General features: G+C 58.9%; 18 protein-coding genes. 11 read left to right on the forward strand and 7 right to left on the reverse strand.

The window, feature by feature from the left end; genetic code table 11:
- Positions 1-35: 35 nt before the first annotated feature.
- From TK06_RS08350 to TK06_RS08365, 4 genes are all read right to left on the reverse strand, one after another.
- On the reverse strand, positions 36-884 hold the full coding sequence (locus TK06_RS08350) for an ureidoglycolate lyase (RefSeq protein ID WP_063321682.1): 849 nt from the start codon (positions 882-884) through the stop codon (positions 36-38).
- A gap of 31 nt (positions 885-915) precedes the next feature.
- Entirely contained in the window at positions 916-1656 is a 741-nt protein-coding gene (locus TK06_RS08355; protein WP_063321683.1) for an SDR family oxidoreductase, read from the reverse strand.
- Positions 1653-3035: an MFS transporter gene (locus tag TK06_RS08360; protein ID WP_063321684.1), complete on the reverse strand. Its 1383-nt coding sequence runs from the start codon at positions 3033-3035 to the stop codon at positions 1653-1655. Before TK06_RS08360 ends, TK06_RS08355 begins: the two co-directional genes overlap by 4 nt.
- A gap of 354 nt (positions 3036-3389) precedes the next feature.
- The gene (locus tag TK06_RS08365) at positions 3390-4328 is read right to left on the reverse strand and encodes a LysR family transcriptional regulator (RefSeq protein ID WP_063321685.1); all 939 of its coding nucleotides are present in this window, start codon (positions 4326-4328) and stop codon (positions 3390-3392) included.
- 113 nt (positions 4329-4441) lie between these two features.
- On the opposite strand from TK06_RS08365, the gene TK06_RS08370 reads away from it, so the two are divergent.
- The 4 genes from TK06_RS08370 to TK06_RS08385 all read left to right on the forward strand — a co-directional run bounded on the left by TK06_RS08370 (position 4442) and on the right by TK06_RS08385 (position 8376).
- On the forward strand, positions 4442-5623 hold the full coding sequence (locus tag TK06_RS08370) for a fumarylacetoacetate hydrolase family protein (RefSeq protein ID WP_063321686.1): 1182 nt from the start codon (positions 4442-4444) through the stop codon (positions 5621-5623).
- A 43-nt stretch (positions 5624-5666) separates the two neighbouring features.
- Entirely contained in the window at positions 5667-7451 is a 1785-nt protein-coding gene (locus TK06_RS08375; protein ID WP_063321687.1) for an IlvD/Edd family dehydratase, read from the forward strand.
- Between the two features lie 134 nt (positions 7452-7585).
- The gene (locus tag TK06_RS08380) at positions 7586-7804 is read left to right on the forward strand and encodes a tautomerase family protein (RefSeq protein WP_003200762.1); all 219 of its coding nucleotides are present in this window, start codon (positions 7586-7588) and stop codon (positions 7802-7804) included.
- Between the two features lie 101 nt (positions 7805-7905).
- The gene (locus TK06_RS08385; RefSeq protein WP_063321688.1) at positions 7906-8376 is read left to right on the forward strand and encodes a DoxX family protein; all 471 of its coding nucleotides are present in this window, start codon (positions 7906-7908) and stop codon (positions 8374-8376) included.
- A 24-nt stretch (positions 8377-8400) separates the two neighbouring features.
- Here TK06_RS08385 and TK06_RS08390 read toward each other — a convergent pair whose 3' ends face one another.
- Positions 8401-9078 carry a TetR/AcrR family transcriptional regulator gene (locus TK06_RS08390; protein ID WP_063321689.1) on the reverse strand — a complete coding sequence of 226 codons (678 nt, stop codon included), beginning with the start codon at positions 9076-9078 and terminating at the stop codon, positions 8401-8403.
- 148 nt (positions 9079-9226) lie between these two features.
- Between TK06_RS08390 and phlG the strand changes: the two genes are divergently transcribed.
- On the forward strand, positions 9227-10108 hold the full coding sequence (gene phlG / locus TK06_RS08395; RefSeq protein WP_063321690.1) for a 2,4-diacetylphloroglucinol hydrolase: 882 nt from the start codon (positions 9227-9229) through the stop codon (positions 10106-10108).
- 19 nt (positions 10109-10127) lie between these two features.
- Here the strand turns inward: phlG and TK06_RS08400 are convergent, their stop codons facing one another.
- Entirely contained in the window at positions 10128-10754 is a 627-nt protein-coding gene (locus TK06_RS08400; RefSeq protein ID WP_063321691.1) for a TetR/AcrR family transcriptional regulator, read from the reverse strand.
- Between the two features lie 419 nt (positions 10755-11173).
- Here TK06_RS08400 and TK06_RS08405 point away from each other — a divergent pair, with 419 nt between their 5' ends.
- The 6 genes from TK06_RS08405 to TK06_RS08430 all read left to right on the forward strand — a co-directional run bounded on the left by TK06_RS08405 (position 11174) and on the right by TK06_RS08430 (position 17457).
- Positions 11174-12256, forward strand: coding sequence for a hydroxymethylglutaryl-CoA synthase (locus TK06_RS08405; RefSeq protein ID WP_058542730.1), 1083 nt, complete (start codon positions 11174-11176; stop codon positions 12254-12256).
- Between the two features lie 30 nt (positions 12257-12286).
- Entirely contained in the window at positions 12287-13483 is a 1197-nt protein-coding gene (locus TK06_RS08410) for a thiolase family protein (RefSeq protein ID WP_057447984.1), read from the forward strand.
- A gap of 10 nt (positions 13484-13493) precedes the next feature.
- Positions 13494-13934, forward strand: a complete 441-nt coding sequence (locus tag TK06_RS08415) for a Zn-ribbon domain-containing OB-fold protein (protein WP_013693033.1) — start codon at positions 13494-13496, stop codon at positions 13932-13934.
- A gap of 157 nt (positions 13935-14091) precedes the next feature.
- Entirely contained in the window at positions 14092-15141 is a 1050-nt protein-coding gene (locus tag TK06_RS08420; RefSeq protein WP_063321692.1) for a type III polyketide synthase, read from the forward strand.
- A gap of 127 nt (positions 15142-15268) precedes the next feature.
- Entirely contained in the window at positions 15269-16534 is a 1266-nt protein-coding gene (locus TK06_RS08425) for an MFS transporter (RefSeq protein WP_063325106.1), read from the forward strand.
- Positions 16534-17457, forward strand: coding sequence for a hypothetical protein (locus TK06_RS08430; protein WP_063321693.1), 924 nt, complete (start codon positions 16534-16536; stop codon positions 17455-17457). Before TK06_RS08425 ends, TK06_RS08430 begins: the two co-directional genes overlap by 1 nt.
- A 55-nt stretch (positions 17458-17512) precedes the next feature.
- On the opposite strand, the gene TK06_RS08435 is transcribed toward TK06_RS08430, so the two are convergent.
- Positions 17513-19735 carry a TonB-dependent receptor gene (locus TK06_RS08435; protein WP_063321694.1) on the reverse strand — a complete coding sequence of 741 codons (2223 nt, stop codon included), beginning with the start codon at positions 19733-19735 and terminating at the stop codon, positions 17513-17515.
- Positions 19736-19838: the final 103 nt, after the last annotated feature.

Raw genomic sequence — 19838 nt, forward strand, 5'->3', positions numbered from 1 at the left:
GAGCCTGCTCGCGAAGATGACAGCGGGCCCAGCCCTCAGTCCGCCTGCACCGTGACCTGGCGCTGTTCGCCCAAGCCCTGGATTCCCAGGCGCATGGTCTGGCCCGGCCGCAGGAACACCGGGTTGGGCTTGATGCCCAAGCCGACGCCGGGCGGCGTGCCGGTGGAGATCACATCCCCGGGTTGCAGGCTCATGCACCGGCTCAGGTAGGCAATCAGTTGCGGCACGCTGAAGATCAGCGTACGGGTATTGCCGTTCTGATAGCGGTGTCCGTCGACCTCCAGCCATAGGTCCAGCGTATGCGGGTCGGCGATTTCGTCCCGCGTCACCAGCCACGGCCCAAGGGGGCCGAAGGTGTCGAAGCCCTTGCCCTTGTCCCAGGTGCCGCCGCGCTCCAGTTGCCACTCGCGCTCGGACACATCGTTGATGACGCAGTAGCCGGCGACATGCTCCATGGCATTGGCTTCGTCGATGTAGCGTCCGCCTTTACCGATGACCACGCCCAACTCGACTTCCCAGTCGGTCTTGAGCGAGCCGCGCGGGATCTGGATGTCGTCGTTCGGCCCGCAGATGGCACTGGTCCATTTATTGAAGATGATCGGCTCTCTCGGCACCTCCATGTTCGACTCGGCCGCATGGTCGGCGTAGTTCAGGCCGATGCAGATGAATTTGCCGACCTGCCCGACACAGGCACCGATGCGCGGCTGGCCGGCCACGAGCGGCAGGCTGCGCGGGTCGAGGGTGGCGAGCGCTGCCAGGCTGTCCGGGCCGAGGGCCTGCCCGGCGATGTCCGGCACATGGGCCGAGAGGTCGCGGATCTGATTGTCGGCATCCAACAGCCCGGGTTTTTCCGAACCTTTTTCGCCGTAGCGCAATAGTTTCATGTCGTGCTCCTGCTCAAGTGAAGACCGGGGTTCAGATACTCATGCCACCGTCGATGATGTGGATGGCACCCGTGGTGTAGGCGGACGCATCACTGCCCAGGTACAACGCCAACTGGGCGATCTCTTCAGTGTGGCCGATGCGGCCCATGGGCTGGCGGTCGAGAAATTGCCGGTAGACCTGCGCCTCATCCACGCCCTGCTGCGCGGCCTGGTCAGCGATGCGCTGGCGCAACGAGGGTGAATCCACGGTGCCTGGGCAGATCGCGTTGCAGCGGATGCCCTGGCTGACGAAGTCGATGGCGACGGCCTTGGTCAGGCCCACGACTGCGGCCTTGCTGGTGGCATAGGCGAATCGATTGGGCACGCCCTTGACGCTGGAGGCCACCGACGACATGTTGATGATCGAACCGCCGCCACGGGCCAGCATGCCCGGCAGGAACGCATGGATCATCCGATACATGGCCGTGACATTGAGGTCCATCGAACGTGCCCAGGCTGCTTCATCGCATTGCAGTATGTTGCCGCTGTGCACGTAGCCTGCGCAGTTGAACAACACGTCGAGCCCACCGATGCGTTCACAGGCGGCGCTGATGGCCGCAGGCGACGTGACGTCCAAAGGCATGGCGGTGATCCCTTCGATCCCCGCCAGCGCCTGGATATCGATGTCAGTGGCGAACACCTCGGCACCGGCCCGGGCGAAAGCAACGGCGCTGGCCAAGCCAATGCCCTGCCCCGCTGCCGTGACCAGTACGCGCTTGTTTTGTAGGTTCATGCGGTCTCCAGTTGCGCTGCCGTGGTGGCGTGCTTGGGCGTCCTGCCGAGCATTGAGGCGGGAATGGCCAGGATCAGTCCACCACTGACCAAAAGACACAAGGCCAGTACATAGGTGCCGTTGTTGATGTTGCCCGTGAGGGTTTCCGCCACCGCGGTGATCATCGAACCGGTGAAGCCCGACAGGTTGCCGATGGCGTTGATCATGCCAATGCCGGCTGCGGCGGCGACGCCCGACAGCACGGTGCCCGGCAGGGTCCAGAAAATCGGCATCAGGCTGAGAATCCCGGAAGCGGAAACACTGAGAAAGAGCACGGACAACACCAGGTTGTCGGCGAAGAACGCACTGAGGATCAGGCCGGCTCCGCCAATGAACGCCGGGATCGCCGCGTGCAGGCGCCGCTCACCGGTGCGGTTGGAGTGCCGGGCGTTGAGCAGCATCGCCACCACTGCCACCGAGTAAGGAATGGCGGTCAGCAAACCGATGTGCAAGCTGTTGGTGATACCGGTGCTCTTGATGATCGACGGCATCCAGAACGCCAGGCCGTAGAAGCCGGTGTTGAAGGTCAGCAGGATCAACACCAGCAACCACACCCGAGGATTGAAGAACACTTCACTCAAGCGCGTGGCCTTGCCCTGGTTGTCGGTTTGCAGGTTGGCCTTGAGCAGGGCTTTTTCCGCGACAGACAGCCATTTGGCTTTGTCGATGTTGTCGGCCAGGCAGACGATCACCACGAACGCCATGATGATCGAAGGAATACCTTCGATCAGCAACATCCATTGCCAGCCAGACAGGCCATGCACCCCTTGCATGCTGTTCATCAGCCAACCGGAAAGTATCCCGCCCAGGGTCAGACTGACCGGCAACGCCAGCAGGAACCCGGACATCACCCGGCTCTGCCGATGGGTCGGGAACCAGTAGTTGAGGTACAGGATCACGCCGGGGAAAAAGCCCGCTTCACAGATGCCCAACAAGAAGCGCAACACATAGAACATGCTGCTCGATTCGATGTGGAAGAAGCCTGCCAGCGGCACGGTGTAGGCCACGGCCATGGAAATCACCGCCCAGGACAGCATGATCCGGGCAATCCAGAACCGCGCGCCAAAGCGATGCAGCAACAGGTTGCTGGGGACTTCGAAGAGGAAATAGCCCCAGAAAAACATACTGGCGCCCAAGGCATACACCGTGTTGCTGAATTGCAGCTCGTTAAGCATGTCGAGCTTGGCGAACCCGATGTTCACTCGATCGAGGTACGCCGCCATGTAGCACAACAGCAACACGGGCAGGATCCGCCAGATCACCTTGCGGTAGGTCCGGTCTTCGAAATCCAATTCGCAGGCGGGCGCCTGCGCGGGCAACTGCTCGGAGATGGTTTGCATGAGGTAACCCCTGATTGTTTTTATTGGGTCACGTCGAATGAGCGAATCATCCGGCGATTGAACGAGGACTCTACTGTCGGGGATCGATTCTTTCCCAATGGCATTTTTGGATTAGTCGATAACCGCCCGTTATCAAGGTTCTAGAAATCCGGACGAGGATTTAAGTCAAGGCGCATGACTTGTGGCGAGGGGATTTATCCCCGCTGGGCTGCGCAGCAGCCCCAAAAAGCTCAACGTAAAATCAACCTGACAGAAGGCGGGGCCGAGTTTAGGACTGCTGCGCAGCCCAACGGGGATAAATCCTCTCGCCACAGGTTAACCATGTCCCCGGACCAAACAGTTTCGATTGCGTCTTCAAATCATCTGGCGGGCGTTGTCCTTGAGGATCTCGGCGAACTCCAGCGCCGCGCCTACCAACGGCTCATCCTTGCGCGTGAGAATGCCGTAGTCCTGCGGCACCAGGTGCAGCGGGGTGTCGAGGGTCTTGAGCTGGCCGCTTTCGAGCAGCGGATCGACCATCGCATGGGGCAGCATGCCGATCATGGGCCCGCGTTGCAGCACCTGGAGGAAGGTCTGCATGGAAATGGTGTCGATGGTGTTGCGCGGCATTCCCACCCCGGCCTCGGCGAACGCCAGCTCCATGCGTGCGCGAATCGGCGTGCCGACGGGGTAGAGAATCCACGGCAAGTCCACCAACTGCTGCAAGGAGACCGGGCCCGCGCCGGCCAACGGATGGCGATAGTTGACCACGATGCAGAACGGCTCCGGGGCCAACGGCTGGAAGTCATAGCGCTGCTGCTGGCTTTGATCGGTAAAACGGGCCACCGCCAGGTCGAGCGTCTTCTCTTCAAGCATCTCCATCAGGTGGTTACTGGTCTGCTCCACCACTTCAATCGACAGCAACGGCCAGCGCTGCTTGATCTGCAAGATCGCCTCGGGCAAAGCCACCGCAGTGGCGGCAAAGATTCCGCCGACCTTGAGAAAGCCGTGACCACCCTCGCGCAAGCTGCTGATTTGCTCGACGAACGAGCGCGCATCATTCAAGGCAATCTGCGCATACCGCAGTACGTGTTCGCCCAAAGCCGTAGGCGGCATGCTCCGTGGCAGCCGTTCGAACAGCGCAAAGCCGAGCAGGCTTTCGATTTCCTTAAGCATCTTGCTGATGGCCGGCTGGCTGAGGTTCATCTGCTGCGCCGCCAGGTGCATGTTGCGGGTGCGCCCCAAGGTGTCGATCAGCAGCAAGTGGCGGAATTTGAGCCAGCCACAGAAGCTGGAGAAGGACAGATCTGACATGGCTATTCCTCAGGCCGTCGATAACCCGACGTTATCAAATACTGAATATATCTCATTGGAGTTTATCGAGCGGCCACCCTAGCGTGAAGGCTTTACGAACAGGAAGACTTGCCATGTCGCTACTGCTTACTCCCGAGAATACCCTGCCCGTCGATGGTGTGGCCGGAACCCTGATTGGTCGTGCCTGGGTGCCGGGCCGAATCGCCGGGCCTTCGCCCATTGCGTTGCGCAGCGACGGTGTATTCGATCTCTCGGATCGTTTTGCGACATTGAGTGATCTGCTGGAAACAGAATCGCCGCTGGCCGCCGTGCGACAGACACCCGGCACCTTCATCGCCAGTGTCGAAGCCCTGCTGGCCAACACCGGCCCTGATGCCGACCCGAGCAAACCGTCGCTGTTGCCGCCCCTGGACTTGCAAGTGATCAAGGCCGCCGGCGTGACCTTCGCCGCCAGCATGATCGAGCGTGTGATCGAGGAACAGGCCGGCGGCGATGCCGCGAAGGCCGAAGCCGTACGCGCCACCGTCCACAGCGTGATCGGCGACAACCTGCGCACGATCGTGCCGGGCTCCGAGCAAGCCATGCGCCTCAAAGCCTTGCTTATCGAACAGGGCATGTGGTCGCAGTACCTGGAGGTCGGCATCGGCCCGGATGCGGAGATCTTCACCAAGGCACCGGTCCTGGCCGCCGTGGGCAGCGGCAGCCGCATCGGCATTCACCCCGGCTCGCAATGGAACAACCCGGAGCCCGAAGTGGTGCTGGCCGTGAATAGCCGGGGCCAGATCCTCGGCGCCAGCCTGGGCAACGACGTCAACCTGCGGGATTTCGAAGGCCGCAGCGCACTGTTGCTGAGCAAGGCCAAGGACAACAACGCCTCCTGCGCCATCGGGCCGTTCATTCGCCTGTTTGACGAACACTTCAGCCTGGATGATGTCAGGGAGTGCGTGGTCGATCTTCAGGTACACGGCGAGGATGGCTACCGCCTGCACGGCTCCAGCTCCATGAACCAGATCAGCCGCGACCCACAGGACCTGGCAGGCCAGACACTCAACGCCAATCACCAATACCCGGATGGTTTTGTGCTGTTTCTCGGTACCCTGTTCGCCCCCACCGAAGACCGTGATCATGCCGGCAGCGGTTTCACCCACAAACGCGGTGATGTGGTCAGCATCAGCAGCCCGTTGCTCGGAAGCCTGCATAACCAGGTGACCCACAGCTGCGACGCCGCCCCCTGGACCTTTGGTGTCAGCGCCTTGCTGCGTAACCTTGCCGCCCGAGGACTGCTGGACCGCTAAAACGCCGTGACCGATTCATCCAATTACAAGAGAGAAATGAATCATGAGTGACACGCCAAAACACCGCCTGCGCAGCGAACAATGGTTCAATGACCCGGCTCACGCGGACATGACCGCCCTGTATGTCGAACGCTACATGAACTACGGCATGACCCGCGAAGAACTGCAGTCGGGACGCCCGATCATCGGCATCGCCCAGACCGGCAGCGACCTGACGCCCTGCAACCGTCATCACTTGGAACTGGCCCAACGGGTCAAGGCCGGTATCCGTGATGCCGGCGGCATTCCCATGGAATTCCCGGTGCACCCGATCGCCGAACAGTCGCGTCGCCCCACCGCCGCACTCGACCGCAACCTGGCGTACCTGGGGCTGGTGGAGATTCTTCACGGTTACCCATTGGACGGCGTGGTGCTCACCACCGGCTGCGACAAGACCACCCCGGCCTGCCTGATGGCCGCGGCGACCACCGATCTGCCGGCCATTGTCCTGTCCGGCGGGCCGATGCTCGACGGCCACCACAAGGGCGAACTGATCGGCTCCGGCACCGTACTCTGGCATGCACGCAACCTGATGGCCGCCGGCGAGATCGACTACGAAGGCTTCATGGAAATGACCACTGCGGCATCGCCGTCGGTGGGTCACTGCAATACCATGGGCACCGCCTTGTCGATGAACGCCCTGGCCGAAGCCCTGGGCATGTCGCTGCCCGGTTGCGCGAGCATTCCGGCGCCCTATCGCGAGCGCGGGCAAATGGCTTATGCCACCGGCAAGCGCATCTGCGACCTGGTGCGGCAAGACATTCGTCCGTCACAGATCATGACCCGCCAGGCCTTCGAGAACGCCATCGCCGTCGCCTCGGCACTCGGCGCTTCGAGCAACTGCCCGCCGCACTTGATCGCCATCGCCCGGCACATGGGCGTCGAGCTGAGCCTGGAGGACTGGCAACGGATTGGCGAGGACGTGCCGCTGCTGGTCAATTGCATGCCGGCGGGCAAGTACCTGGGCGAGGGTTTCCATCGGGCCGGAGGCGTGCCCTCGGTCATGCATGAACTGCAAAAAGCCGGGCGCCTGCATGAAGACTGCGCCACGGTCAGCGGCAAGACCATCGGTGAAATCGTCAGCAACAGCCTGACCAGCAACACCGATGTGATCCATCCCTTCGATACCCCGCTCAAGCACCGGGCCGGCTTCATCGTGCTCAGCGGCAACTTCTTCGACAGCGCGATCATGAAGATGTCGGTGGTGGGCGAGGCGTTTCGCAAGACCTACCTGTCCGAGCCCGGCGCCGAGAATAGCTTTGAAGCCCGGGCCATCGTATTCGAAGGACCGGAGGACTATCACGCGCGGATCGACGACCCGGCGCTGGACATCGACGAGCGCTGCATTTTGGTGATCCGTGGCGTTGGCACCGTGGGCTACCCCGGCAGCGCCGAAGTGGTGAACATGGCCCCGCCGGCGGCGCTGATCAAGCAAGGCATCGACTCCCTGCCCTGCCTCGGCGATGGACGTCAGAGCGGCACTTCGGCGAGCCCGTCGATCCTCAACATGTCCCCGGAAGCGGCCGTGGGCGGCGGCCTGGCGTTGCTGAAAACCAACGACCGGCTGAAAGTGGACCTGAACACACGCACCGTGAACCTGCTGATCGACGACGCCGAGATGGCCCAGCGTCGCCGCGAATGGATACCGAATATCCCACCCTCGCAAACACCTTGGCAGGAGCTGTACCGGCAACTGGTGGGACAGCTTTCCACAGGAGGCTGCCTGGAGCCGGCGACGTTGCATCTGCGCGTGATTGCCCGCAGTGGTGAACCGCGTCACTCGCACTGAGCCGAGGGGCCGATTGTTCACGCACGTTGAATGCTGATGACAATCCAGAGGGATTTATTCCATGGACCTAAAGGGGAAAGATGCGCTTGGGTTGTTGACCCTACCGAATCTTTCCTACACCACGGAGTCGATCCATGCCATTTGCCAACTACAAATTCCCCGAAGGAATCCTGGACCACGCCCGCAAAGAAGAGATCATCCATCGCACCACAGAGATGTTCGTCGAGTACTTCGGCGAGGGCGTTCGTCCGTTCACCATGGTCCTTGTCGAAGAGGTTGCAGACGGCGGATGGGGGCGCGCCGATGAAACGCTGACGCTGGCGAAGATGGGCCTGCCCGCCAAAGGGCAATAGCGCCTAGGGAGTATTCGCAGAGGTATCGCCCCTTGCACAGTGCAGGGGTCGCTATCGAATTCATGCGTCAGCGCTTCAAGCAACCCTGCCAGGGATTCCCCATGACCACTCAAGTCTTATCGTCGCTGCGCCACGTGTTAGCCGCTGCGACTGAACGAGTCGCCCGCGTTGAAGCGCCCCTGTACGCCTTGCTGCGGATCATCTTCGCCGGGGTCCTGCTGACCCACGGTTTGCCAAAGGTTCTGCGCATTTCCCACGGTTCGATGGCGGATCCAATGGCCGCCTCGATCAACCTCATCCAGAACGTGATGGAACTGCCTTTCGCGGCACAGCTTGCCTTCCTGGTCATGCTGCTGGAGACGGTCGGCGCGCTCATGTTGGCGATAGGGCTCGGCACACGACTCGTCGCCCTGCTGATCGCCATTGAGATGGTTGCAATCAGCTATGCGCTGGGGCCGACATGGCCCTGGATAGATCGAGGCATCGAGTTTCCTGTGCTGATGGGGTTTCTTGCCCTCTACATCGTCGCGCGCGGCGGCGGTGCCTACTCATTGGACTCGCGCCAACGGTAGCCCCCCATAACCATGGACCCCGCGTCAGTTTGCAGCGTCGTGCGCAGTCGCGGCCACTGCCTGGAGCCCACCAAGGGCATAGCTCATCATGTGGTCGATCAAACCCTGCGGCTCGAGACTCAACCCTTGCAGCACATGCTGCTTTAACGGCTGATGGGCTATAAGCAAGAAAAGACAGGGGGCGAAGACACTGATGGCGCTGCGCAACGTTGTCGGGTGATCCGCTGGCAAGTTCATGATTTGCCCAAGCAAGCCACGCAGAATGTGCGCCTTGGGAAACGACTGCTCCTTGAGTACCACCTCAAACTCGGGAGAAGGCGAAAGCACTTCGCGCGTGAGCACTTTCAGCGCCCAGCCATCCGGATGGTCGTGCAGGCGCTCGACCAGCACGGTGATGAGGGCACGTAATTTGTCTTGCGGCGAACCGGGCCGCTCGTTAAGCGAAACCAGAGTTTCCATCCGCACCAACCGAGCGTGGGCTTCGAGCAATACCGCGCGGTACAGACCCTCTTTGTTTACGAAGTGATAATTCACCGCCGCACTGTTGGCTTGCGAGCGTTCGCAAATCTGCTTGCTGGTGGTGTTGGCCAATCCCTGTTCGGCAAACAATTCACCCGCTTTTTCCAGAATCTGCAGCCGCGTTGCCTGCCCATCGAGCCGCGAAGCACGAGGCAGGGAAGGCTTGCCAATGGCATTGTCCATGAGCTCATCTCTTTATAGTTCTAATTCAAATTTGACTTTTTATTTCAGCCTACCTATTTTGGTCCCGTCATTGTCCCTTTACAACACCGCGCGAGGACTTCGCAGCCGATGCTCCGGGCTTTTCGCGCACTATCAAGGAAATACCGTCATGGAAGCGCGCGTAATGACACCTTTCACCTACTTCTCATTGCCCATGCAGAAGCAGTTCCTGGCCAATCAGCGGGCCATCCAAGGCAAACCCTACGCCGACTTTTTCCGCTCGAAAATCAGCGTGCCGCTCAGTGCCGTCGAAAAAATACAGCAAGGCCCCATGCCCTTGGCTGACGCCTTGACGCCCAGCGTTGAAGACCTTAACCGCATGCTCGCCGCTGATTTCATTAGCGAAGAGGCCGGATACGCCCTGCTGCCGGGGCCGATGGCCTATGTGCAAAGTCGCAAGTTTTTTCCCAACTGCACCGCGCAGATGCTCAAGTGGTGGTTCATGTGGCATCCACTGGAGGCTGAACGCTACACCCTGTGGTTTCCTTATGCCCACGTGGAAAACCCCTGCGTTCATCACGAGCGTCTCCTGGACGATACCCTGACCTTCGAGGAGCGCTTGTACGGCAATACCTTCTGCGCCTCCGAGTACGTCGGTGACCGCCTCATGCACCTGCACATTGATTTCAGGGACCCCTGCGAGCTGGGCTTCTGCCCGGATCTTTACCGCGAATCCAAAATAGACGGCAGTGTCAGCGCCTTGATGAGCCTGGCCCACGAACCGCAAGTACCGGTGTCGCTGATGGCGCACTTGTTCAAGGAATGCCCGGAGGGTTTGTACCTGACGAGCCGTTACTGGGTCGGCAGCCACCCCGCCATGCAGCGTTTTCCAGGCGCCGAGCGCGCCGCCCAGCTACTGGAAGAAAACGGCTTGGGAGAAGTGGAGCTGGAAACCCTGGCTTATGAATTTGCGGTGCATGACTTGTGTGAGTTCAACCACCTGGCCAGCATCCTGCCGAGCCTTCATGCACGATTCAGCGGCGCGAAATAAGCCCAACCCCTCCCGATAATCAGGCTTCGGCGGCGTCTTGAACCGCCGCCGAAGTCGGGCGCAGTACCCCGTTCATCAGCAGTGTCGTGAACTCATTGATATCTGCTTCCACCTCCAACTGCTCGGTCAACAGCCGGTACCAGCAAAACCCAAAGATCATGTCCAAGAGCAATTCACGCGATGTATCCTTGGGCAGCTCGCCCTGCTGAATAGCTTTTTCCACCAGCTTGCGAGGCAACTCCCTACGCCGCTCCATGAACTCGTCTTTCAGCTTGGGCAGCGTGCTGGGATCGAGCTGGGCCTCAGCAATGACGCATCGAAAAGCCTCCCCGCAAATCGTTTCTCGCCAGACCTTCCAGAGATTGAGCAGCAAGAAATTGAGGTTCTCCTTGAAAGTGCCTTTATCAGGCTCTTTGCGAATCTGCTCGCTTTCACTCTCGTAGACCTCGGCGATCAAGGCTGCCTTGTTACCCCACCACCGGTAGATTGTCGGTTTGCTCGCGCCAGCGCGGCGGGCCACCGCCTCGATGCTCAACCCCGAGTAACCGCACTCTTTAAGTGTTTCTATGGCAGAAATGATGATCGCTTTGTGCGTGTGAGGGCTCCTCAATGAGCCAATGGAGCTCCGAGATGGTTTACGGGCCATAAATCAAAATCTCCAATATGGCGCTTGACAAAAGAGACTCAGGGTATAGGATTCTCTCGAAAAGCAATGAAACGGATCGTTTCGTTTTGTATATTTATATGATCTCAGCTTCGGCTTAGCAGGGGGTCTCTTGAGCGCTTATTACCTCTAAATAGGGAGATATGAGAAGGAGAGTCATAAATTTTTAACGACACCTTAACGATACGGTACGTTTCGTATCATACATAATGATTGCACGAAAACAAACCTATTGTTCATAGGTTGACCGGTAGGTTCTGCTGCTTGGACCCGCCGATTTACGGGGCATGGGACCGCCATTTATCACTTTGCGAGCACCAATAGATAGTTTCTAAATATTTCATGCGCCTGTCACGGCTTTCTGCCAGCAGGTGAAAGAACGGAATCTGGAGGAAGTACACATGAATAAAGTAGGAATTGTGAGCTATGGCGCGGGCATCCCGGTCTGCCGGCTCAAGGTGGACGACGTGATCCAGGTGTGGAAAAACACCGATTTGAGCTTGGTAAAGGGTCAATTGGGCGTCCTTGAAAGGGCTGTGCTGCAACCTGATGAAGACGTCATTACCTTGGGCGTCCTCGCCGCCCAACGTGCACTGGACAAAGCGCCGCCTTGTCCCCTTGAAGCGCTTTATCTTGGCACCTGCACCAATCCATATGACTCCCGGGCCTCGGCCGCGATCATCCTGGAAATGCTTGGCTGCGGCTATGACGCCTTTTGCGCAGACGTGCAGTTTGCCGGCAAATCCGGCACCAGCGCCCTTCAGATTGCATACGCCTTGGTAGCATCGGGCATGGTGGGCAACGCGTTGGCAGTGGGCGCCGATACGATCAACCGCAACACCGCCCCCGGTGATTTGACAGAGTCCTACGCCGGAGCGGGCGCCGCTGCCCTGCTGTTGGGTACCGAAAATGTGATCGCGCATTTTGACGCAAGTTTTTCTTGCGCGGCGGATGTCGCTGACAACATCAGGCCTCAAGGGGACCGCTATATCCGGTCGGGAATGGGATTGGGCTCGGACAAGAACAGCATCGGCCTGGAAGACCAGACTCGCCGTGCTGCCTCGGGATTGATGGCCAAGATCCATGCGCAGGCCGGTGATTTCGATTATGTCGTCTTCCAACAGAACCTGGTTTCAACCCCCTACTCTCTCGGCAAGCACCTGGGATTCACGACGGCGCAAATCGAACCTGGCATCTATGCCCAGAGTGTCGGCGATGCTGGGGCAGCAAGCCCTTTGCTGGGCTTGGTCAACGTCCTCGATCAAGCGCGTCCCGGTGAACGAATCCTGGTGGTTTCCTATGGGTTTGGTGCGGGCAGCGATGCCATTGCCTTGACCGTCACCGATGCCATCGAAGCCTATCAAAAGACCAACGTTCCGCTGCGCACGCTGCTGGAGGATAAGTACTACGTGGATTACGGGACGTCGATCAAGTACGAGTTCAAATACTTGCGGCCCGACTACGCCCTGACGGCCTATCTCTGATTCCAATTCATCCAGCAAGGAGCACTTTTTATGAGCGCACGACGCGTTGCTATCGTTTCGGCTGCCTATACCCCTAAGCCCGGCAGTTCCAGAGTTCGCCAGACGTTCAAGGAGATGATCGTCGAGTCCGCTTACCAAGCACTCAACGCCATCAAGATGCATCCCCGCGAACTCCAGGCTGTTGCCTATGGCTACCACGGTGAAGGCATTTCTGAATACGGAGGCCTGGGCCCGACCATTTCCGATGCCTTGGGTATCAGCCCTGCCCCCACGTTCATGAGTACTGCCAACTGCACGAGTAGTTCGGTGTCTTTCCAGATGGCTCACCAAATGGTCGCCTCAGGTGAATACGACATCGTCCTGTGTGGCGGTTTCGAAAAAATGACCGACCACATCAACTACGCCGAGTACATTGGCTCCAGCACCGAATGTGAATACGATTATTTTCTAGGCATCTCACACACAGACGCCTTCGCCCTGGCGACCGCCGAGTATTTTGAAAAGTTCGGTTATGCAGGACGCGAAGCGGATGTATTGGCAACCTTTGGGCGGCAGATGCGTATCTATGCCCATAACACCCCCACCGCCACCCGCTATGGCGTGCCGATTCCATCCCTTGAAGCGCTCAAGAGTAGCGAAGCGTGTGGCTCGATGTTGGCCTGGGGCGAAGCCAGCGGTTGCGCCATCCTGGTTGCCGAACACCTTGCGCACCGTTACACGACCCAACCGGTATTTATCCGCGGCTGTGCCTACACCGGTGTATCGCACTATTTCGGCACGCGTTATCACAACCCGACGTTGCAATTTCCGGGGCTGCCAAAAGATGTAGGCATGGCAGTTTCCGCCAACTCGATGGCCTGCGCAGAAATCGCCTACAAAAAAGCCGGCATCACTGCAAAGGATATCGATGTGGCGCAAGTCTACGACTTGCTGGGTGCCGGGTTGATTCAAATGGAGTCCATGGGTGTATGTGGTCCAGGCCAGGCAGGCGACTTCGTATTGGAAGGCGGCATAGCTCTTGATGGGCAACTTCCCCTGAACACTGACGGCGGCAACATCGGACGCGGCCACGCCTCCGGTTGCGATGGGATTTTGCACATTACTGAATTGTTCCGACAGCTTCGCGGCGAGTCCAACAACCAAGTCAAAGGCGCCCGTATTGGTGTCTCGCAAAACCTGGGCGGTTACGCCGCGCACAACAGTGTCATTGTGCTTTCCAACGATTAAGGAGCCGACCATGTCCCTTTACCCTGAACAGATTCACCGCATGACCACCGCCAGCATGTTGCGCGAATGGCGCGAGCATGGCGGCAAATACCGTCTCGAAGGCAGCCGTTGCCAGGATTGCGAAGAAATTTTCTTCCCTCGGCGCACCGTTTGCGGCGCGTGCAATTCGTTGAATGTGGAACCGTATCGCTGCGCACGCACCGGCACGATCCAAGTCAGCGCCCATGCCGAGAATCCGATACTGGCAGCCATGGGCTATGGCGAAACCGTGCCCCGCTTCATGGCGATGGTGCGTCTGGATGATGGCTTGGTGATTGCCTCGGAAATCGTAGATGTCACCGATCCCCGGCAAGTCGTCAGCGGTGCGCCCGTGCGTATGGTTATTCGCAAACATGTCCGGGAAAGCAACTTGGCCTGGCAATATGCCTATAAGTTTGTATTGGTGAAATAACAAACAAGGCGTCCGCTACACCCGCTCTTTCGATAACAACAGTCAAGTTTTTTGGCTCCCCAGCCCGCTGCTTTGATTCTGTCTTTCAGAGTCCTGCTTTGCAGTCATTGCCTTAAATGTGCTTCTAACTTTATTGGCTTCTAGCCGAGGACTTGTCATGTCTACTCTTTGCAAACCCAGTCTGTTGTTTCCGCAATACAAGATCACCCAGCAACAAATGATCGAGCATCTAGAGCAGTTGCATGATGATCATCCACGAATGGCACTTGCCAAACGAATGATTCAAAACACACAGGTGAACGAACGGCACTTGGTCCTGCCTATCGATGAACTGGCGGTGCACACTGGCTTCACCCACCGCAGCATCGTTTATGAGCGCGAAGCCCGCCGCATGTCATCCATCGCGGCGCGCCAAGCCATTGAAAATGCCGGGCTGACCATCGACGACATTCGCATGGTCGCTGTGACATCGTGCACCGGTTTCATGATGCCCTCGCTCACGGCCCACTTGATCAATGACCTGGGCCTGCGAACGTCGACCGTACAACTGCCCATCGCTCAATTGGGCTGCGTGGCAGGCGCTGCGGCGATCAATCGAGCCAATGATTTTGCCAGCCTGGCGCCGGACAACCATGTCCTCATCGTCTCCCTGGAGTTCTCGTCGCTCTGCTATCAACCCCAGGACACCAAGTTGCACGCGTTCATATCGGCGGCGTTATTCGGCGATGCCGTATCGGCCTGCGTCATGCGCGCCGATGACAAGGCGCCTGGTTTCAAGATCGCCAAGACCGGGTCTTACTTCCTGCCTGATAGCGAGCACTACATCAAATATGACGTCAAGGACAGTGGCTTTCACTTTACCCTGGACAAGGCCGTCATGAACTCCATTAAAGATGTCGCACCAATGATGGAGGAATTGAACTACGAGACCTTCAATCAACATTGCGCTCAAAATGACTTTTTCATCTTCCATACCGGCGGACGGAAAATTCTTGATGAACTGGTCCTGCAACTGGACCTGGAACCCGGCCGGGTCGCGCAGTCTCGCGACAGTTTGAGCGAAGCCGGGAACATCGCCAGCGTGGTGGTCTTCGATGTGCTCAAGCGCCAGTTTGACAGCGGGCTTGTCGATGGCGCGACTGGCATGCTGGCGGCCTTCGGCCCCGGCTTCACCGCTGAAATGGCCGTGGGCAAGTGGGTCGCCTGACAGATCCGATAAAACACCGGCAGCCAGGGGCACACCTGCCCCTGGCTGCCGGAGTATGGATCGCAGGCGTTCACCTCGCTCAAGAGGGCTTCGAAAGCGCTAGGGAAAGAAGGAAAAGAACATGGAGATGAAGTATCTGGTCGCTCGACCTTGGGGCGGCTATGAAAGACGCATGATCACGCTTCTGTCACTGAGCTTCGGGCTGGTAGGACTGGACAGGTTCATTATCATGCCGCTGTTCCCGGTGATCATGCGTGACTTGGCCCTGGACTATCAGGACTTGAGCATGTTGTCGGCCATCCTGGCATTTGCATGGGGAGGCTCTGCCCTGTTCATGGGCGCCGCCATCAGGCTACTGGGCCCCAAGAAGTTGCTGGTGCTGTCGATCACCTTGCTATCGATTCTGGCCGGTGCGTCTGCATTGATCACCGGCCTGGTGGGCCTGGTGCTCTTGCGCGCCTTGATGGGCGTCTGCGAAGGGGCCTTCACTCCGGTCAGTATCATTGTCACCGATGAAGTCTCGCAGCCTTCCCGGCGCGGACTCAATCTAGGGATTCAACAGGCCTTGTTCCCCATCATCGGCCTGTGCCTCGGACCGCTGCTGGCGGGTGTATTGCTGGAAATGTCCGGATCCTGGCGCGCCGTATTCGCCATCATTTCGTTACCCGGCCTGTTAATGGCCTGGTACCTCTATAGAACCTACCAACCGACCCAGGCGCCCTGCACGGAGTCGATGGCACATACCTCCAAAAGCCAGTGGAGGACGGCCCTGTCCTGCGGGAATGTGCGGCTCAATATTGCCTTGATGCTCTGCATACTGACGTGCCAGTTCGTTCTGTGCGCCCTGCTCCCTAGCTACCTGACAGACATTCTGCACCTGAGCAATTTCTCCATGGCCATGATCATTTCTGCAATTGGCCTGGGTGGTTTTTTTGGCCAACTGGTCATTCCCGGCTTGTCCGACCAACTGGGTCGCAAGCCCGTGGTCTCCATCTGCTTCATGATCAGCGCCCTGTTGGTGGGTTTGTTGATCATCAGCCCACCGTTGCCCTGGCTACTGTTCCTTCAATTATTTTTCTTGTCCTTTATCAACTTCAGCCTGATCTGCATGACGGTCGGTCCACTGACCAGCGAATCAGTGCCACCCAGTTTATTGGCCACCGCGACGGGCCTGGTGGTGGGCTGCGGAGAGATTCTTGGAGGGGGCGTCGCCCCTGTCGTCGCCGGCTACATCGCCATGACGTGGGGACTTACCGCGATTCTGTTCCTGGCACTGGCCGGAAGCATCACGGGGGGCTTGCTGTCCTTACGGCTCAAAGAGGCAAACCCGGCGTTCAACGGACTCAAGGACTACGCCCCCCTGTCCGCACGCTTGACCCTGGAGGATAAGTAATGACCCACTATGTAATGTTGCTGGACTCTCCAGTGCCGCGAGGAGGCCTTGGCGTATTTGACTTCAAGTCCGGGCAAAGCCGGGAGGTGCGTCCCCCCCAGGGAAATCTTTATGAAGCCCTGGCCCATTGCGCGGATCGGAATATGGACTGGGAGTCTTATCTCAAGGACCTGCCGTCCACGCCCTACCCGCTTACGCCTGCGGCGGTGAAATACCGACCGCCGCTCAAGCCCGATAACAACTTGTTGGTCCAGATCAGCGAAATCACGCTCTGTACCGCCAAGACAGAACAAGCCTGGTATTACAAAGGTAACGGCCGACTGCTCAAGACCGACGGCGACCCTTTGCAGGTGCCCTATCATTCACAAAGCATCAGTAGCGAGCCGTGCATTGTCTGCCTCTATTGGGTCGACCCGTTTGGTGCGCTGCGCTTCATTGGTTTTACCCTGGGTAACGATATTCACGATCATGTATTGCACAGTCGTGACGCCATTTCTTCAACGCATGCGCACTTGCGCACCTGTGCGATTGCCCCGGCATTGATCGTGGGGGAGTTGCAGGCTGACTTGGCCATCAATGTCCAGATAGAACGCGACGGCCAACCCTTGACGGCAAGTCACCACCGGATGAGTTTGCATCGCTGGCAGAGTCTGCGCCGATACTCGGAAGAGTTCTTGGAGAAACACGAGCAGTTTCTCGAGCCCGGGCTGGTTCATTACGTGTTTCACAGCTTGAGCCATCGCACCGCGAATGTGCCGCTCCAGCACGGTGACTGGCTCAGCATTGACTGCCCCGAACTGGAATTGGCCATGAGCAATCAAATCGTCGAAGAAGAATTGGTGTCGCTGGTGCCCTTGCCTGCGCGGCGCGCTCCTGACCATGACTGTATCGACCGGCCCCTGCCCGTGCCGAAAAAGTTCTGATCGACCGCTATAAACGAGGAGGTGGCCCTTGGTTTGAGCCACCCTTGCTCGCTTCTTAGAAATCGACCGTGGCCGAGAGTTGCAATGTGCGCGGAGAGCCTGGAGAGAACGCCCCATACGAGGCGACACCCGACCAGTATTCGCGGTCAAAGACATTTTGGACCGTGGCTCGGAAAGTCGTCGGTCGACCTTCGATCTTGGTGGCGTAGCGAGCGCCCGCATCGAAACGGGTCCAGGCATCCAGCTCCTGGGTGTTGGCCTGGTTCACGTATTGGCTGCTGGTGTAGATCGCGCCACTGGTGAGGGTAAAGCCTTCCACCCACGGGGTGTCCCATTCGGCCCACAGGTTGGCTTGCACGTCTGGCACGCCCACCGGCTTATTGCCACGGTTGGCCGCTGTGGCGGAATCCGTCAGCTCACCATCGAGCAATGTCACGCCACCCATCAAACGGGTGCCGGGGGCCACTTCGCCGAACACGCTCAGTTCCACGCCACGGTTGCGCTGTTCGGCCTGTACCGAGAAAACATTGTTCGCACCGAGTTCGCCACTGGGCTTCTCGATCTGGAACAGCGCCAAGGTGGTCATGAACGTGCCGTGCTCGTACTTGACGCCCATCTCGTGCTGCTTGGATTCATAAGGTGCGAATGTTTCTAGAGGATTGTTCGCGTTGGCTGGCGCAACGTCACCTTTACTCAACCCCTCGACATAGTTGTAGTACAGCGACACGTCCTCCCAGGGCTTGACCACCACGCCGACCATCGGGGTCGTGGCACTGTCGTCATAACGGGAACTGACCGAACCCGTCTCGCTGTAATTGCGTGACTCGACCTTCTGCCGGCGCACCCCCAGGGACAGTTGCAGACGGTCATCCAGTACCGACAAGGTGTCGGTCAAGGCGAAACCGGACAATTGCGACTCGGAAACCCGTGACACCTTGGGTGCATTGATGGCTGGCTTGGGCACGTCCACCGGGTGATAAATGTTCGAGGGGATATCTGCCCCCCGGTTGATGCCCCGGGACAGCTCATCCTGATAAGTGCTCGCCATCAGCGTGGTCGTGTGGCTGACAGGGCCGGTATCGAATATCCCGCGGATCCCCACGTCGGCTGTCGAACGGTCCACATTGAATTTGTAGTACCCCGGCCTGTTGGTGATATCGCCTGCACTATTGATGATATCTGGCACTTGGTCGGACATTCGCTTGACGTCCGAACGACCGCCACCGGCGTGGGCAAACACCGTGACCGCGTCCGTCAAGTCGTATTCGCCACCCAGCAACGCCGACTGTTCCTTGGTGTCCGACCAGCCCCATTTCTGTGATGCATTGGTACGACCGTTGGGGGCGGATGGAATTTCAACGCCACGCGCGACGGTGAAGGGCCGCGAGGCACCGTCAAAGTTTTCTTTCTGGCTGATGAAGTCGAGGTTCAAGCGCAAACGCTCGCCCCGATAATCCAGGGCGATAGCTCCGATGCCGAGTTCTCGTTCCTGGTCGTCGATGGCCGTGTCGCCACCCTGGAGGCTGCCGTTGAAGCGCACGCCAAACTGGTTTTCCGAGCCGAATCGACGGCTGACATCCAGGTGCCCGCCCACTTGGGAGTCGGACGCGTAGCTGCCGGTAAAGCGCGTCAGGTCTTCGTCCAACGGACGCTTGGGAACGATATTGATCACCCCGCCCACCCCGCTGTTCGGAGACATGCCGTACATCAGCGCCCCCGGCCCCTTGAGCACTTCGACCCGTTCGGCGTAGTCGGTGAACACCCGGTAGTTGGGTGCCACGCCGTATACGCCGTCGTAGGCCAACTCGCCGAGGTTACCCTCGCCGATGGGAAAACCACGGATGAAAAACGAATCGACGATGCCGCCCACCTGGCCCGTCGAGCGCACCGAAGGGTCTCGTTGCAGGGCGTCGGCCACGGTCACGGTTTGCAGGTCGGCCAGGGTCTTTTCGGTGTAGCTGGTCACGCTGAACGGCGTGTCCATCACGTCCTTGTTGCCCATCATCCCCAAGCGTGCGCCGCGCGCCACTTGACCACCGGCCAACACGGGCGGCAGTGCGCCTGGGTCGTTGTGGGTGCCGCTGATGGTGGTGGCGTCAAGGGTCAAGCCTTGGCCGTTGTCCTTGGAGGCGTCCAGGGTCTTATCGGCGCCAGGCGCCTGTTCGGGGGTTGCCGCCCAGGCGGTGGCGCTTCCTGCGACCAGAATGAAACTCAGCGTGGCGCTACGAATCGCGACGGATAACGCAGACTCACCACAAGGTCGACGTGCAACAGACATGGCTTAAGGATCCTTTTCAACGAGAGAAAATGGTAATCACTCCTATTGCCAGTCGACCTGCGGAAAAGTATCACCTCCCGGGGATTATTTTTTCAGACTGCGC

Source organism: Pseudomonas fluorescens (genome assembly GCF_001623525.1).
In the GTDB taxonomy this organism is placed as follows: Bacteria; Pseudomonadota; Gammaproteobacteria; order Pseudomonadales; family Pseudomonadaceae; genus Aquipseudomonas; species Aquipseudomonas fluorescens_Q.

Bases quoted from the DNA above. Each gene is read 5' to 3' on its own strand.
- TK06_RS08370 (WP_063321686.1), top strand. From the start codon at position 4,442: ATGTCGCTACTGCTTACTCCCGAGAATACCCTGCCCGTCGATGGTGTG.
- TK06_RS08355 (WP_063321683.1), bottom strand. From the start codon at position 1,656: ATGAACCTACAAAACAAGCGCGTACTGGTCACGGCAGCGGGGCAGGGC.
- TK06_RS08360 (WP_063321684.1), bottom strand. From the start codon at position 3,035: ATGCAAACCATCTCCGAGCAGTTGCCCGCGCAGGCGCCCGCCTGCGAA.
- TK06_RS08430 (WP_063321693.1), top strand. From the start codon at position 16,534: ATGACCCACTATGTAATGTTGCTGGACTCTCCAGTGCCGCGAGGAGGC.
- TK06_RS08420 (WP_063321692.1), top strand. From the start codon at position 14,092: ATGTCTACTCTTTGCAAACCCAGTCTGTTGTTTCCGCAATACAAGATC.
- TK06_RS08400 (WP_063321691.1), bottom strand. From the start codon at position 10,754: ATGGCCCGTAAACCATCTCGGAGCTCCATTGGCTCATTGAGGAGCCCT.
- TK06_RS08350 (WP_063321682.1), bottom strand. From the start codon at position 884: ATGAAACTATTGCGCTACGGCGAAAAAGGTTCGGAAAAACCCGGGCTG.
- TK06_RS08410 (WP_057447984.1), top strand. From the start codon at position 12,287: ATGAGCGCACGACGCGTTGCTATCGTTTCGGCTGCCTATACCCCTAAG.
- TK06_RS08415 (WP_013693033.1), top strand. From the start codon at position 13,494: ATGTCCCTTTACCCTGAACAGATTCACCGCATGACCACCGCCAGCATG.
- TK06_RS08435 (WP_063321694.1), bottom strand. From the start codon at position 19,735: ATGTCTGTTGCACGTCGACCTTGTGGTGAGTCTGCGTTATCCGTCGCG.
- TK06_RS08405 (WP_058542730.1), top strand. From the start codon at position 11,174: ATGAATAAAGTAGGAATTGTGAGCTATGGCGCGGGCATCCCGGTCTGC.
- TK06_RS08365 (WP_063321685.1), bottom strand. From the start codon at position 4,328: ATGTCAGATCTGTCCTTCTCCAGCTTCTGTGGCTGGCTCAAATTCCGC.
- TK06_RS08390 (WP_063321689.1), bottom strand. From the start codon at position 9,078: ATGGACAATGCCATTGGCAAGCCTTCCCTGCCTCGTGCTTCGCGGCTC.
- TK06_RS08375 (WP_063321687.1), top strand. From the start codon at position 5,667: ATGAGTGACACGCCAAAACACCGCCTGCGCAGCGAACAATGGTTCAAT.
- TK06_RS08425 (WP_063325106.1), top strand. From the start codon at position 15,269: ATGAAGTATCTGGTCGCTCGACCTTGGGGCGGCTATGAAAGACGCATG.
- TK06_RS08380 (WP_003200762.1), top strand. From the start codon at position 7,586: ATGCCATTTGCCAACTACAAATTCCCCGAAGGAATCCTGGACCACGCC.
- phlG (WP_063321690.1), top strand. From the start codon at position 9,227: ATGGAAGCGCGCGTAATGACACCTTTCACCTACTTCTCATTGCCCATG.
- TK06_RS08385 (WP_063321688.1), top strand. From the start codon at position 7,906: ATGACCACTCAAGTCTTATCGTCGCTGCGCCACGTGTTAGCCGCTGCG.